The following is a 16,934-nucleotide window of genomic DNA, read 5'->3' on the forward strand; positions in this document are numbered from 1 at the left end:
CGTTAATATTTGCTCATTAAAAACCTGATCAAGGTGTACTACCCTTGTACTCTTTATACGCAAGCAATAATTGCATGTCAAATAGCGCAAAAGCAAACTATTTTAACAATTGATTTATATGGTTTTTAATACGCTTTGCAGATATTGGGTAAGCGGTTCCTAAGTTCTGTGCAAACAATGAAACACGCAGTTCTTCTATCATCCATCTTACTTCACCCAATTCATTAACAAGTGCAAGATCATGCTTTTGCTTTTGTAACGCCTCTTGATATAAGTGTTGTATCTTATCTATTTCAATTACTTTTAGTCGATCTTGATTAACATCGATAGCAAGTTTCTCTAATCTACGCATCAATGCTTTTAAGTAACGTTCAATATCACTAATACGCTGATATCCTGAATTAGTAATAAAACCTTTGTAAACAAGTGAAGCCAAATGAGTTTTTACATCGCCATGAGCTTGGATCATGTTAAGGGGTACATTACCTTTCAACTTTTTACTAATATCATGCGCTAAACTTAAAACGCGTTCTACCTGAATCGCAAGCGATAATACCGCATCAGCGAGTTCTACACGAATATGTTCCTTTACTCGTTCAAACGCCACTCTATCTCGCGGATAATCACCTTGTTGTTGGATTAAATGTTGGCAAGAAGCAAGAATACAGTCATTGAGCAATTCAGCAATAGAGCCAAATGGATTGAAATATAACCCTAGTTTAGCTTTATTAGGGAGCTTTTCTTGTAGGTATTTAATCGGTGACGGAATATTAAGTAACACTAACCTTGCAACACCAAAATGCATAGCTTTATCAGCTAAGGGCTTATGCTCAAAAAGCTCAATCGCAACAGATTTTTTATGATCGACCAATGCAGGAAAGGCTTTAATTGACAAATTAGCGACTTTCTTTTCATAGTAATTGGGAATATTATCAAAATCCCAAACCGTTATATCATCGCGCTCGATCCCCTTATCGGCCACTTTTTGTATCGATGCTTTTACTTTGCCTTGTAACTTTTCTTGCAGTTCTAGTATGTCTCGTCCTTGTGCAACTAATTTATTTTTTTCGTTAAAAATTTTAAAATTCATTTGCAAGTGAACGGGTATTTCCACCTCCTGCCACGCCTCTTCTGGAATTTTTACTCCAGTCATGCGTAATAATTGCTTTTCCATTGCTTGCCGTAAGGTAAGTTCACTTGGTGATATAGCATCAAAACATGCCTGGGCATAATTTGGAGCAGGCACAAAATTACGACGTACACTTTTAGGAAGCGCTTTTATCAAGGCCATAATCAATTCATAACGTAAGGCCGGTATTTGCCAATCAAAGCCTTGATCACTAATTTGATTTAGCACGCCTATTGGTATGTGTACGCTAACGCCATCATCTTCATCACCTGGATGAAAATGATAACTTAACGGTAAGGTAAAGTTTTGCTGTTGCCATACATCTGGGTATTCTGCCTTTGAAACAACGGCACTGTCTTCATTTAATAAAAATGCTTTAGTAAAATTTAATAATTTAGGGCTTTTACGTTTTTCTTTTTGCCACCAACTCAGAAAACTTCGCTGACAAATTACCTCTGCCGGCAGGCGTTCATCGTAAAATTGACATAATAGTTCTTCATCAACCAAGAAGTCTTTTCGTCGTGCTTTTTGCTCTAGCTTCTCAATATCTTTGACAAGATCACGGTTTCGTTGGAAAAAAGACTCCTTGATAGTCGAATCGCCATTAACTAAAGCTTCTCGAATGAAAATTTCTCGACAGGTATGAGGCTCAATTTTATTAAAGGTAACCTTTCTTTTAGCAACCAATATTAAGCCGTATAGGGTTACCTGTTCAAAGGCCATTACTGCACCTTGTTTTCGTTCCCAATGCGGTTCACTATAATTTCTCTTAACAAGATGCGCCGACATAGGTTCAACCCAAGCAGGGTCTATTTTAGCAACAACACGGGCAAACAACCGACTCGTTTCTACAAGCTCTGTAGCCATCAACCACTTAGGATTCTTTTTGGCTAAGTTTGAGCCTGGAAAAACGAAAAAGCGTGAATTTCTTGCACCTTTATATTCACGGTTTTCATCAAGTTGCCCTAAATGACTCAGCAAGCCAGATAATATTGCTTGGTGTATCGTATCACCCGACGACTCTTTCTCAGCTGACCAATTCACCGATGTTAAAGCGATATTTTGCTCTTTTAACGTTAACTTCAGTTGACTGTAAATATCTTGCCACTCACGGATACGAACATAAGATAAATACTCTTTCTGACAAAGCTTTCGAAACTGGTTGTTTGTAAGTGATTTTTGCTGTTCATTAATATATTGCCACAAGCTTAGAAAACTTAAAAAATCTGATCCTTTAACCTTAAAGCGACTATGTTTTTCATCTGCTGCTTGCTGTTTTTCATGTGGCCTTTCTCGCGGATCTTGAATGCTTATACCGCTGACTATCACAAACACCTCGTCAACACAGCCATAATCAATTGCTGTTAACACCATTTTTGCTAAACGTGGATCAACAGGGTATTTAGCTAGCTGTCTACCACTTTGGGTGAGTGTTGTTTTGTTTTTTCGAGTATGAATAGCCGCAAGTTCTTCTAAAAGTCTTACGCCATCTTTAATATTACGATTATCCGGCGCCTGAACGAAAGGAAATTCATCAATGTGTCCAAGATCTAGCGCTAACATTTGTAATATAACTGTTGCTAAGTTAGTTCTCAAAATTTCCGGATCAGTAAATTCAGGACGATTCAGATAGTCATCTTCTGAGTAAAGACGAATACATACGCCTTCAGATACACGACCACAGCGACCAGCCCTTTGATTAGCACTTGCCTGAGATATTGGTTCAATTGGTAAACGTTGTACTTTAGTTCGATAGCTATATCTTGATATACGTGCGGTACCGGGGTCTATAACATATTTAATCCCTGGAACTGTTAATGATGTTTCTGCGACATTCGTTGCTAATACGATGTTTCGTCCAGTATGCTGTTGAAAAATCCGATTTTGTTCTTGTACAGTCAACCTAGAGTATAACGGTAAAATTTGTGTGTGAGCAAAGTGCTCTTTTTCAAGTGCATTAGCAGTGTCTCGAATTTCGCGTTCACCGTTTAAAAAGACTAAAATATCCCCCATAGGCAGCGCAGAAAGCTCTTCAATTGCCTGAATAATGCCATTAATAATATCGACATTTTCATTTTGCTCACTTAAAGGACGATATCTCATCTCAACAGGATAAGTACGTCCAGAAACTTCGATAATCGGCACCGGTTTTTGATTAGGTAATTGAAAATGCTTAGCAAATCTTTCTGGGTCAATGGTTGCTGAAGTAATAATAATTTTTAAATCAGGTCTTTTGGGCAATATTTGACGCAAATAACCCAAGATAAAATCGATATTTAAACTTCGTTCATGGGCTTCATCAATAATGATAGTATCGTATTGTCTGAGTAGTCTATCTCGTTGCATTTCAGCCAATAAAATACCATCTGTCATTAGCTTAACGTAACTTTTTTCACTCACCTGATCGGTAAAACGTACTTTATAACCAATTAAATCGCCAACCGATGATTCAAGTTCTTCAGCAATACGGCTTGCCACTGTTCGGGCAGCTATTCGACGTGGTTGTGTGTGGCCTATCATGCCCTCTATACCACGCCCTAATGCCATACAAATTTTAGGAATCTGTGTTGTTTTGCCTGAGCCTGTTTCACCCGCAATAATGACAACCTGGTTTTGTTCTATTGCCTGTGAAATACGCTCCACACTTTCTGAAACAGGCAGACCATCAGGGTAATCAATCGATAATTTCCGTTGTAATTTACTCTGTTTGTGCTCAATTGACGCTTTTATCTGCCTTGCTATTTGTTGTAGCACTTTTTGCTGCTTATTAACGTCAGATATTTTGGCTAAACCCAAAAGTCGTTTTTTTAATAAACCAATATCTGATTGTCTTACATCAGCAAGCTGAGACTGCAATTGGCTTATCGAAAGGGATGAATCAGCAGTATTATTGTCTGGAAAGGAGATATTAGAATTTTCAGAAGGCAAAATAGACTCTAAACAACAATTTAAAAGTCTATTTTATCAAGTATGTTAAGCAATACCAATACTGACTATTTACTCGCTTGAAACTTTGTTCGTAAATGTTTGTCCATTGCCATCAACACATCATTTCGACAAATGGTACCAAGCAGATGATCATCATCATCAATAACTGGATAAACTTTAGGTTTATTACATAACATTTTTTCCGCAAGATCTAACACACTGTCGTACGGTTTGACTGCTAAAACGTCACTACTCATTAACTGTGCAACATCTGATATATGTTCACTGTAATAACTTGATTCGATCATTTTTCGCATAATATCGCTTTCAGAAAGAAATCCCACAAGTTTATTCTTATCATTAACGACAGGACCACCAATTTGTTTCGTTTTCAAAAATCTAAGCGACGCTTCCTCAATAACCATGTCAGGAGTAAATGTTACAGGATAATGGTTCATATAGTCTTTAACTTGTAATGATTCCATGCCTTTGCCCTTTATTACTTTGATTTTATTGTTTGTTCTCTTTAAGCGTAGACCTAAACATTAAAAATTCCCAAGATTATCATGCGATTGTCGGTAAAAATTTTTTTTGTTCCTTTTGTAGCGCCTGTACTTCGTTATACATTTTCTTAAAAGGAGATCTTAGGTGTTTTTTTAAGTGGCTTATTACATCGCTTTTTGGATCATTTTTAACGACACAATAAATTGCCAATGCATACAACATATCGTTTTCAGGTAATGCAACTTGTCGATTAGCTCGCGGATTAAAACATGAACCACATCCACCTTTAAATTGATACGCAGTATTAGCAAAAATAACACCAAAGCCCATAAAACAAGACAGCACATCAATAGCTTGTGGCAACATAGCTTTACCGCCAGGCGGTAATACGTTTGCTGACATTACTAATACACTTGCAAACTGTTGAACAAAGGTTGCTATCATATCTTGGGGTTGATTAATTTGAGCATAAGCGTAGCCAATTTCAACAGACGGCATAGCGTCAACCACTGAGACTTTAGCCCGTATCCCTCTATATTTTCCTTCAACCCTTACCTTAGGTAATTCAACTTGTGATTTATGATGAAAAGCCTTGAGTGTAAATGGCCATTGCGTTAATCCACAATAATTAAGCGTATTGTCATAAATTGCAGTCGCCATTTCTTCAACGCTAGCAACACGACCAGGATAAAAGGTGTTCGTGGGTAATATTAGCCTAGATTGATGGGTAAAATAATCTTGATCAAAGTGTTTAATCGCCCAATCAGCACAAGCAAAAAGCCACTGTTGAGTCTCTACATCGATAAGAGAATTACGAGCAAAGAGCCTTAATAACATTTTATGGGTTATCCGTTATCGTATTTCCTATAGGCGCCTTTTTCCAAGCACTGCTTCCATATAATGGCACAGTCGATATTGAATGATGATGACTGCCGCTCGACTCTTTTGTTGAATAAGATAAGTAAATAAGTGATTGATTTTTAGCGTCGTAAATTCTACGTACCTTTAAACTCTTAAACAAAATACTTTTAGATTCTTTAAATACAACTTCACCATTTTTAGAGGTATCAATTCGCGCTATTTGCTCAGGTAAAATATCACCGGTTTGTCGACAAGCAATGCTCATATCAGATGGATCAGAAAAATCGAGATCAGCTTCAATATGACTAATATGACAGGTTACCCCAGGTATTTTAGGATCTTTCTTAGCCTCAATAACAACGTCTTTTGTGGTAAATAATCCCAAGCTCACTTTACCAACATCATCAGAACAGCCGGAGATAAAAAAAGTTGCCAAAAGTAAAAGTCGTTTATTCATTTTTAAAAATCGCTATTGTTGATTGACCTGTCGAAGAACGGCTTGCTCGATACATACCTTCAGTATTAAAAGGCATAGTAATGTTACCCTGTTTATCAATGACGACAACACCACCTGTACCACCCGCCTCTAAAAGTACTTTATTAATCACCGTATCCGCAGCTTCTTGAACGGAAATATTCTGATATTGCATGCGTGCGCATATATCCGCGGCAACATGATAACGAATAAAATATTCGCCGTGGCCAGTTGCAGACACAGCACAGCTGTTGTTATTTGCATATGTACCAGCACCAATAATCGGTGAATCTCCTATTCTGCCGAAGCGTTTAGCTGTCATACCACCTGTTGAAGTGCCTGCTGCTAAATTTCCCTGTTTATCAAGTGCAACAGCGCCAACCGTACCTACCTTATATTCAACATCCAGTTTTTGGTGTGCAGCTTGATAGTCTTTTAATTCACGTAACTGCTTTTGTAACTTCTCTTTTGCCTTTTGAAGTGATTTATAACGCCTTTCTGTATTAAAGTATTGATTATCAACAAGCGCTAAATTTTCTTGACGAGCAAAAGTTTCAGCCCCCTTGCCACTTAACATAACATGCACAGAATTATTCATAACAGACTGGGCTAAGGTGATAGGACTTTTAACCGTTTTAACACCACTAACAGCGCCAGCATTTAACGTTTTACCGTTCATAATCGACGCATCAAGCTCATGTTCTTCGTCATAAGTATAAACAGCGCCTCGACCAGCATTAAATAACGGAGAATCCTCCATAACCTTGATGGCAGCTATGATTGCTTGTTCACTCGACGCCCCTTTTTCTAGTAACGCGTAACCTTTATTAACCGCTTCAGCTAACTTGTTCTCATATTTTTCACGTATCGCAGGTGTCATTTTTTTCTGGCTAATTGCACCCGCTCCGCCATGTATCGCAATGGCAAAATTTACTTTCTCATCAGCATAGGAAAGCATACTAGATGCAGCAAAAATTGCAGCGGTCAAAAGGGTAAATAAAGACGTATTTTTCATAGGCTTATTATTATCATTTGGCATGGTTGAATGAATATAACAATACCTCGAGAAGAAGCAATGTTAAAGAGGTAATATCACCTCTTTAACATTAATCGCACCTTACCTAGCTACAGTGCGCAAATAATCTTATCCTCTAAACACTATTAGCTCTGATTAAAGTGGAAAGCGTTAAGTTTGTTACCATCTAAATCTCTAAAATATGCGGCGTAAAAGCCCCCTATATCTCTTGGTCCTGGAGCGCCTTCACATGTGGCCCCCAACGCTAACGCTTTTTTATAAAACGCATCTACTTGTTCATTAGAATTCATTTCTAACGCAACCATAACGCCATTGCCCACGGTTGCAGCGTCTTCATTATATGGCAACGTAATACTTAGCCCTGGCTTATCTGGTGCCGTAGCCCAAACGACAAACTTTTCTGTTTCCATAAAACGACTCGCATCTATTGTTTCAAGTAGCTCGTCATAAAAAGCAACAGCACGAGGAAGATCATTCGTGCCTAGCGTTACGTATCCGATCATGGTTGTTCTCCTTGTATAAATTGATTTAGCATTTCTTCTGTGAATTCTCGTTGCTCAAAACTTACCTGTTTTTGTGATTCCTTCTCTATCACTTTTTGATGCTCTTGATTAACTGTCGACATCGTGATCGTATTGTCATCAAGTTGATAAACCTGTTTCAAACTTTGATAGTAAAAATCTAAAATAATAAGCGCCTCTGTCTCTCCTTTATCAAAGGCTGCTTGATTGATCCTAGCAAGTCTGCGATAAATTTTGTTTTGTAGTTGTTTTAACTGCCAAACATAATAAACCTGAGAAAAGTATTCCGTTTGTCTGAGTCGATGTAAAACGCCACCACAAACGAAAAGCGCAAAAATAACGCCGGCAAGATTGTACCTAAAATTACTTGGTGCCTCTGCATCGCTTGCGAGTGTTACGTTAATATTATTGTCTGTAAACAGACTAATAAAAAGTGTTCCGAATAAGACCGACAGTAAGGTCAAGCTCACTATAAATCCAATAATAATGCGATTTAATCGTTGGCGATATAAGGTTTTTTCTATCTTTTGTAACTGCATATTAATCTACTAATGTAATTCCTGAAAATCTTGTTACTTTTGCATCTACGGCAGCGAACCAGCCTTCTTGATTGGCAACAAGGGATAAATGTTTCTTTGCTCTGGTGATACCTGTATATATAAGCTCACGTGATAATAACTGATTGTCTGCTACCTCTGGTAGCACTAATACAACGTTAGTAAACTCACTGCCCTGTGTCTTATGAATCGTCATCGCATAAACAGCTTCATAAGTAGGTAACCTCGATGGTATAAACTGTTTAAATTCACCAGCTTCAGCTTCAAAAAAAGCTACTAACTGACCATTCGAGTTCGGCCACATTATACCAATATCACCATTATACAAGCCCAAGCCATAGTCATTGGTTGTGATCATGATGGGTTTACCATGGTAATGCTCAGCAAATGCTTGTTGTTGGGGCAACGTATTGCGAATGCGTTCATCAATTGTTTGATTGATTTCGTTAACGCCTAATGGACCGACCCTCATTGCCGTTAAAATACGAAACTGAGATAACGCCTTGAATGCTTCTTCAATGGAGCAACATTGTGCAACTTGAGCGTAATAATCAACCGCTTGTTTGTATAATATTGCAATTTGCTCATGTGTAAAGTAAGACAACTCTGATGACTGCTGTATATCTTGTTGCTGAATAAAGCGCCAACTTTGTTCAGATTGGCCAGCGATTACCGCTTTGGCTAACTGCCCTATACCACCATCACCGGCAAAACGGCGGCTATAAGTGAGATAAGTAACATGATCAATAAAAGTCGTTTTATGTTTAGGGAGTGAACTAAATCCTGTAACACTACTCAAATAGTCTACGTTTTGTTGACTGTAGGAAGCCGAAAATAAAGGTGCAAGGTCTGTTAACAAACTTCCTGCTGCTACGGAAGGAAGTTGTTGAGCATCTCCAAGCATAATAACACGGCATGTTTGAGGAAGCGCACGTAATACACGTGACATCATTGGTAAATCAACCATCGACACTTCGTCAATCAATAAAACATCGATAGCTAACGGATTTTGTTCATCGTGCTTGAAATTTGGTGAATGCGGTATTACTCCTAGCAATCGATGTAAAGTTTGCGCTTTGCTCGGTATATTTTTGAGAACTTCAGGAGAAATATCACCTTGAAAGCTAGCAACAGCACTGACAATTGATTCTGATAATCGTTGCGCGGCTTTACCAGTAGGCGCCGTGAGCGTAATGGTTAATTCACTTTGATTAGAAAGCATCAAAATAGCGGCTAATAGCTTAGTAACGGTATATGTTTTGCCGGTTCCAGGCCCTCCAGCAATAATACTAAATGGTTTATTCAGTGCGTTAGCAACCGCAACTTTTTGCCAATCAATGTCAGGCAACTTTGCTACGTTTACATCACCACAAGGAAAAAGCGTATCTAGCGTTTGCTTAATTTCACTATGATCAGTAGATAGCAACGACGACTCCATCTTAGATGAATTTTCTAAATAATTAAGTACGCTTTGTTCGAAGCAATAATATCGACGCAGAAACAATGCCTGCTTACTATAAACAATCGGTAATGTTGTTGTTTCTATACGATCTAATGATGATAATAGTGCTTGTAATGTTGAGGTATTAGGGAATAAATAACCCTGATGTAAAATAACGCCTTGATTATCAGCTGACCTAAATAAACACTGACCTGCAACTTGTAATAAAGGTAAACAAGTATGGCCATTTCTAAGCGCTTGACTCAACGCTATAACAAGGTGAAATAATTGACTAACAGCTTCAATTGTGAGTCTTTCTTTCGCTTTACACCTTGAAATTAATAACGGAGTAAGTTGTGACGCAGTATAATAATCTATTGATTCAATACCGTATAATTGTGTTTTTGCGTGCTGTATAGAACTATAAGGTAACTTAACATCAACATTTTCAAGTTTAGCTTCATGTAACATGTTTAACCTACCTTGCTTTGTTCATTAATATTGCCAAATAAGTTATCAAGGTCGTTAAGTAACTGTTTGGTTAACTCTGTATAGAAAACGCCTGTTTTCTCCTGTTTTTGTTCCATACCACGTAAATACAAATAAAATACGCCTCCAAAATGTTGCTCAACATTATAATCTGGTAGTTGTCTCTTTAAGTAGCGATGCAACGCAACTGAATAAATCAAATACTGTAAATCATAGTGATGACGCTGAATATCATTGACTAGCGATGCACATTGGTAATCATTGAAACTATTACCTAAATGCGTTGATTTATAATCACAAACATAAAATTTACCTTGATGTTCGAAAACTAAATCTATAAAACCATGCATCATCCCTTTAAGGGCTTGATAGCCTGGTAGATAAAAATGACGACTTGTTGTCGCTATACCATATGCTTGGCATTGTTGTTTACGGTGTGCTAATAAGCAATTAGTTAATGCTTTCGTACTGGCATTTTTTAGCGGAAAATAAAACTCTACTTCTTTTAAACAACACGTATCTTTAATATTCGCCAATTTAAAAGGTTTTTCATGTTCATTAATGATTAACGGTGTTGATATTATCTCATTTAACCACTGATAAAGATCTTCCTGCTCGAAACCATCAGGTAAATTACCATATTTGCTTAATGGCCAATTGCAATCTACTGGCCAGTTTGGCTGTGAAAAATGCGCATTTTCCAGAATATCATGCAACAAGTTACCCGCTGCCGCCCCCTTAGTTAACGCAAACCTTAACTGCCCTTGATGATCTGATTTGTTTTGAGTTAAGGCTAGTGGAGTAACAACATTGGAATCATCATTTCGTTCTGGTTGTGACACACCCACATCCCGTATGTTTCGATTAAGCGCAGTAAAAGAGCTTAACCACCAATCACGTTCAATTTGCCCCGTAAAACAAGCGACTTCAGCATTCGCTATTACTTGTTTTGTTAGCTTATGATTAACAAGGGGAATTTGTTCAACCACTTCTAATGAAATTTCATCAGGCTGATCGGTTACCAATTGTTGAATACAATCCACTAAATTATCTTCACTGGTTAAACCTAGTGTTTTCCCCAATGGTGACAAATAAAACTTATCAAAGGGGGTTGCGAGTATATAACATCGCTGCTCTGCTCTAGTTATCGCTACATAAAGTAAGCGAATAGATTCTGCATAGGCTTCATCAGACATGGCAGTTAACGCTTTTTGATCCGCTGATAAACTTACCCGGTATTTGCCGTCTTCATCATGGTAGGAGACCGCTTGAATATTTTTGTTACCAAACTTAAGTGGATTTTTATGACGTGTACTAAACGGGATAAATACAACAGGGTACTCTAACCCTTTAGAGCCATGCTGCGTCACTATTTTAATGAGATTTTCTTCGCTTTCTAATCTTAATTCTGTTTCTTGTTCTGGAAGATCAAGCTTATATTGATGTTCAAACCAATACAGTAACTCTTCTGGTTGTCTAAGTTGTTGGCTTTTCGTTTGCAATAATTCGAACAGGTGCAATAAGTTGGTTAAACAACGCTCACTTTCCTGGCCATTAACAGCAATTAAGCTGTGCATCAGCTTAAGCGCCATGGTAACAAAGCCTTGTTTGAACCACGTTTCTTTTAACTGAGTAAACTGTTCTTTATAATTTTGCCATTGTGCGTCATCACCACGAATTTGATAATAGTCTTTGGCAGATATTGCTAATAATGGGCTTGCCATTGCGCGACAAAACTCGCGATCTTTTTCGCAATGTATTATCCCTTGTAACAACGGAATAAGATATTTAGCTTCTTCGCTATGCCAAAGGTTTGTACGATCACTAAGATAAACCGATGCTAACCCTGCATCATGCAAAGCTTGTTTTATTTCTTGGGCTTCAGCGCCATCACGCACAAGTAACGCAATGTCTTTTGCTACCAACGTATCGTCTTGAGACAATAACGCTGATATTTTTTGCGCACACCATAATGCCATTTGCTTTCTAAAAGGCTGAGCAACGGCCTTTTGATCTTCAGGTGGAAAATAGACAAATTTGAGTGCAGATTCAGTATCTTTAGCTTTTTTAGAGGCATTAGGAGAAGACGCTACTGGCGTATAAGTGATACCATAGCCAAAGACAGGCAAGGCTTTTGCAGTTAACGTATTACCATAGAATAGACGATTGTAACTGGTGATCATTGCTTTAGACGAACGCCAATTCGTATTCATTCGCCAACGGTAATGAGCATCTTTTCTAGCAGCCATATAAGTGAATATATCTCCACCTCGAAATCCATAAATCGCTTGCTTTGGATCACCTATCATAATTAACCCAGTTGTATCATTATGCTGATACAATGCGTTAAGAATACGGTATTGATCAAAGTCAGTATCTTGAAACTCATCTACGAGCGCAAAAGGGAATTGGTTACTTAAAGTAGCAATAAGTTGAGCAGCATTTTCGCCGTGTAAGGTATCTGCAAGCGTTTGTATCAAATCATCAAAGCTTAACTGTTTTTGTAACGCCTTTTGTTGCTCAACGCGTTGTGAAATTATGGTCAGCCCTGAAACTATGTGTTGCAATGCCGATAATTTACGAATATTGCTTAATAGATTATCTTTTGCTTTTTTAACGTTGTTCGCCTGTGCAAATATCTCTACCAACTGAGGTTTTACTTTTGAGCGGCTAAACCTTCTACCATCCATAAAGCTGACAGGCATTGTTTTTTGGCTATGTAGATGATCCTCGCTAGCTGCATTTAACCATTGAATTAGCTGATTATACTCTTCTTTTCTTGACGTTTTTTCCTTTCCAGATTTTACATCCACCAAGTGTTCAAATAAAAAAGGTTGATTTGCTATTAGCGCTTCAGATGCTTGTTTTGACAATTGACAAAACTGCGTTATTTCAGCTTTCGGATCATTAACTTCTAACTGGCCACGATGTCCAATAAGACTGACAAATTGCTGAGCAAACGCATCTGGGGTTAACCAAAACTCCGATACAAGCGAAAATGCCTTAGGATCAGCAACCGCTAGTTGTCGATACCAATCCTCTATGGCTTGCTGCTGAATATCTTGTTGTTGAGCTTCCAAGTTAGCATTAAACGCCGTTCCAGTAGCGAATGCGTGCTGAGACAGAACAGTTTTACAAAAGCCATGAATGGTGTAAATTGATGCTTCATCTAAAAATAATAAAGCACGCTTTAATTGCATACTTACTTGACGATCAGTAACACCAACTTCCTTAAGCTCTTTTGCTAAGGCAATAAAATAAGGATCTCGTGTAATTGCATCTTGCCAATGATTCAAAGCGTGGCGTAAAAAGTTATCAATTCTCGCCCTTATTTCTTCCGTAGCATCCTTAGTAAACGTCATCACGAGTATTTGTTGTACCGTAAGGCCCTTTACGAGCAATAGTCGCAAATAAATACGAGTAATATTAAACGTTTTACCTGTACCAGCACTTGCTTCTATAAGGTGTCTACCTTGCAGAGGCATGGTTTCAACCTCTAAAGGGAAAAATTCAACAAGTGACATTATTGTTTTTCCTTTGTAAAACGGGTGAAAATATCGTCATATACATGCATCAAAGGTTGAGTAAACTCATGGAAATCAGGACACTGTTGCCAAAAATAATGAATATAAGGATCTTGCCCGATACCACCACTATTACCGTCGCCTTGCCAAAGTTTTTCTAGTTGTGTCGCTTCAAATGATTTAGCACTCGCCATATTTAATGCAAATTCAGCATTAGTTAATTGTGGCGATATTTGCCCTTGATAAAAGTGTTCTAAAAACTGTTTAACATGCGAGAGTTCAACGCTACTCAATGTTACCATAATGTTTTTCTGCGCTTTGCTATCAAAAAAATAACCAACGCAACGAGTTGCATCTATCTGTTGTATTGGGTGATCTAACGCAGTTGATTGTTGAGCATGTTGTAACAATGCAGTTGAAAGGTACATCTGTAGGTAATCTTTAGCTTTTGGCGTACTTGCCCGTATAACAACCAATTTATTATTTGCAGTTGTTATGCGATGCTGTAGCTTTACGTTAACACCCTCCTGAGCTAAAGATATGGCTATTGACGTATACAAATCATGTTCAATAATTTCACTCGCCAACGACTGTTGGATATTTCGATATAAGGCTTCACTATCAGATAAGAGCTTCTCTATATCTTCATGGCCAGTTGATGAATCAGCAAACTTGCCAGATAACAACGCGTATCGTTGCCAATATGATAACACTTGTTGTTCAAAATCTTGGGTACGCTCTTGCTCAGGGTTCAATAACCCTTGTAGTGCATTTTGTTTGAGTAAATATTTACTCAAATGATCAGCGTCAAAAGGTTCGCTGTCTTCAAGCTCAAGTGCTTGTTGATCTAAATACAACGATAGCGACTGCTCTGCAAAATACTTACTTGGATGAGATAAAAACCGCAAGAGCTGTTTAACATCTAGCGTCAATTCATTTTCTCTTTGTAGCGCGATTATCAATGGCTCAACAGTGTTATCTCGAAGCTTTTCACATGCAGATACCTGTTGCCCCAATCTAAGCCAATTAGCATCAAAACTAGAAAGCTCGTGATTATAATTCGCTAAACTATACGGATGCATTGGTAACTGTCTGATGTCGTTAACTTGCTCATTAAAGCATTGCCAACCATAGCCTAGGTGCAAATACTCCAATAACTCATTCAATACTAAAGAAGGCTGCTTTTCTTTATTGTTTTTAATGTTTCTTCCTTGGTAGCTTAAATAAAGAGATTGACGCGCTGAAAGTAAGGCTTCCAAAAATAAGTACCTATCGTCGCCTCTGCGCGATCTGTCCCCTATTCTTGCATTGGTTTTAGCGAGTAAGTCAAAACCAAAAGGTGTCCTTATACGAGGAAAGTCTCCATCGTTGAGCCCAAGTACACAGATAATTTTAAAAGGAATACTGCGCATTGGTAACATCGAACAAAATGTTACTTGTCCGATCATAAATTGACGACCTGGATCTGGTTGACTAAAGTGCATTGTTAAAAATTCATTAACAATACTCAGTTCAATATCTTGCTCAAACTTAGCTTGTTCTGTAAATTGCAATAAACTATCAATTGCTTGAGAAATTATAGCAATACTGTCATCCCTTTCATCAAAGAAATCTCCCAACATAGTCGTTAACAAAACATGCCATTGTTTAGGAGATCTCGCTTGACTTAACGCACTTCTAAAAGCTTGCAAGCGTTCGATGATTTCCATCAATTGCCCTAGTAACAACGCATCTTGCCCTTCTACATCAGGTATAAGCAGCTTATCATCAAAAATAGTTTCAACATCACCAAATGCAAACCCTTCTAACAAACGAGCAAAGCCATATTGCCAGGTAAATTGTGGCGAAACGCCTTTGGTATTTAACACTTGAGATTTATGTTCAGCGTTTAATCCCCAGTGAATGGTCGCTTTATTCAGCCAAATTATCATTTTATCAATGTCTGAAGCTGTCAACTTAAAGCGAGATTGTAGTGCAGATAATTGTAGCCAAGAAACGATTTGGTTCACTTGAAACCGACTATCAGGTAAAGCAAGCATTTCACTAAACGCGATAACTAAAGGATCTGAGTCTTTCGCTACACGGTCTGCTATGGAGCATGGTAATGGTGGTACATCATTTGCGTAATCTTGCCAACCTTGAGCAAATACAGCATTTACATATGGCGCATAATCTTCTATTTGTGGACACATAACCAAGACATCTTTAGGTGTCATCGTTGGGTCTTGATTAAATTGGTGCAACAACCAATCATGTAATCCTTGTACTTCCCGTAAAGGACTATGAGCGCTAGTGATCACTATAGATTCATCTTTAACTTTTTCAGGTAATTGCCGCCGGTCGGTTAAGGTTAAAATATCGTGCTGTAACGATTGTAAAACGCTTGGTTTGGAGGAATTACCGCCAACATCGGTTTCAAAAGCATCAATACTTACTGTACTGTATTGTTGTAATAATGATAAAAATTCTCGGCCTTGTTGCCCCAAATTTGCAAGCAAAGGGTTTCCCACTGATTCGTTTAACTGATCTAAATTTTCAGTCCACCTATCAAGTTGGCGCATTGCCTGTTTTTCGCTAATTATATCACCCCAGTAATCAAAACAGGGATTCAGGTGGTAAAAATGAACTTGCGTATAATTGCTTACTTGTTCTAAAAACGACAGCCAAATAGGTGCCATTGCATTAATACCAAAAAAACTGATTCTTTTAGGTAATACATGTGATTTTTCAGCAAGCTGCCCTATTGCGTTTTCGACTAAAGCAATTGGGTCATAGGATTGTTCACGCGTCAATATTGCCCAAAGCTTTCGTTGCCAGCATTCTTCTTTGTGTAATGCTTCTTGGTTATCAAACGCTTGTGGCCTCTGGTTAACTTGCCATTGCGATAGCCAATCAGGTCTGTAAATTAAATATTGTTCAAACAAATCAGCGAGTTGGCAGGCCAGTTGATATCGTTTTAAATTATCAACCTTGTCACTGTTATTCCGCCAATATTGTGTAACTTCTAGAAAGTCTTGATCATCCGTTATTTCGTTGTCGTCTAGTAACTGATAGATGCGCCAACTTAACGCTTCACGGGTAAATGGATCCTGTTCAATCATATGCTTTGGTAAAACCAACGAACGCATTAATTTCCATAAAAATTGGGCGGGTAATGCATATTCATGATTGAAGCTAATGCCAGATAAGTCTGCCAAAGACATATTTAACCAATGCTGCATACCGGCATTTTGCACGATATATACATCTTTTGAAAAAATAGGAAGTGGAGATATTTCTTGTATTCTATTGGCCAATGCCAATAAATTTTCCGTCTTATTAGCAGGATAAAGGTATATCAAAGGGCATCCATTTAATCGTATTCTTTACAGAGAATTTAATCATATCGCTTCAAGAAACACTAGCAACGATTAACTGAATGCCCGATAAATATACTTGTTACCGTAAGTATTAACGTATGTCGTTCATA

10 protein-coding genes are annotated in these 16,934 nt (G+C 37.9%); all 10 read right to left on the bottom strand.

The features are described 5' to 3' along the window. Positions 1-97 precede the first annotated feature (97 nt). The 10 genes from hrpA to recC all read right to left on the bottom strand — a co-directional run bounded on the left by hrpA (position 98) and on the right by recC (position 16,806). Positions 98-4,057: an ATP-dependent RNA helicase HrpA gene (gene hrpA, locus QUE09_RS09260; protein WP_434017194.1), complete on the bottom strand. Its 3,960-nt coding sequence runs from the start codon at positions 4,055-4,057 to the stop codon at positions 98-100. A gap of 65 nt (positions 4,058-4,122) precedes the next feature. Then, on the bottom strand, positions 4,123-4,542 hold the full coding sequence (locus QUE09_RS09265; RefSeq protein ID WP_286232488.1) for a CBS domain-containing protein: 420 nt from the start codon (positions 4,540-4,542) through the stop codon (positions 4,123-4,125). Positions 4,543-4,621: 79 nt separating this feature from the next. Then, positions 4,622-5,398, bottom strand: coding sequence for a hypothetical protein (locus tag QUE09_RS09270; RefSeq protein ID WP_286232489.1), 777 nt, complete (start codon positions 5,396-5,398; stop codon positions 4,622-4,624). Position 5,399: 1 nt separating this feature from the next. After that, on the bottom strand, positions 5,400-5,879 hold the full coding sequence (locus QUE09_RS09275) for a CreA family protein (RefSeq protein WP_286232490.1): 480 nt from the start codon (positions 5,877-5,879) through the stop codon (positions 5,400-5,402). Then, positions 5,872-6,912, bottom strand: a complete 1,041-nt coding sequence (locus tag QUE09_RS09280; protein ID WP_286232491.1) for an isoaspartyl peptidase/L-asparaginase family protein — start codon at positions 6,910-6,912, stop codon at positions 5,872-5,874. The genes QUE09_RS09275 and QUE09_RS09280 overlap by 8 nt, the downstream gene beginning before the upstream one ends. Positions 6,913-7,058: 146 nt before the next feature. Beyond that, positions 7,059-7,436 (bottom strand): VOC family protein, encoded by a 378-nt coding sequence (locus QUE09_RS09285; protein WP_286232492.1) that lies wholly within the window; start codon positions 7,434-7,436, stop codon positions 7,059-7,061. Next, the gene (locus tag QUE09_RS09290; RefSeq protein ID WP_286232493.1) at positions 7,433-7,993 is read right to left on the bottom strand and encodes a DUF3087 family protein; all 561 of its coding nucleotides are present in this window, start codon (positions 7,991-7,993) and stop codon (positions 7,433-7,435) included. The genes QUE09_RS09285 and QUE09_RS09290 overlap by 4 nt, the downstream gene beginning before the upstream one ends. 1 nt (position 7,994) lies before the next feature. Continuing rightward, positions 7,995-9,923, bottom strand: a complete 1,929-nt coding sequence (gene recD / locus QUE09_RS09295; protein ID WP_286232494.1) for an exodeoxyribonuclease V subunit alpha — start codon at positions 9,921-9,923, stop codon at positions 7,995-7,997. A gap of 2 nt (positions 9,924-9,925) precedes the next feature. After that, the gene (gene recB, locus QUE09_RS09300) at positions 9,926-13,465 is read right to left on the bottom strand and encodes an exodeoxyribonuclease V subunit beta (RefSeq protein WP_286232495.1); all 3,540 of its coding nucleotides are present in this window, start codon (positions 13,463-13,465) and stop codon (positions 9,926-9,928) included. Continuing rightward, positions 13,465-16,806 (bottom strand): exodeoxyribonuclease V subunit gamma, encoded by a 3,342-nt coding sequence (gene recC, locus QUE09_RS09305; protein ID WP_286232496.1) that lies wholly within the window; start codon positions 16,804-16,806, stop codon positions 13,465-13,467. The genes recB and recC overlap by 1 nt, the downstream gene beginning before the upstream one ends. Positions 16,807-16,934 lie beyond the last annotated feature (128 nt).

The organism is Thalassotalea sediminis, from assembly GCF_030295915.1.
GTDB classification, from domain to species: domain Bacteria; phylum Pseudomonadota; class Gammaproteobacteria; order Enterobacterales; family Alteromonadaceae; genus Thalassotalea_C; species Thalassotalea_C sediminis.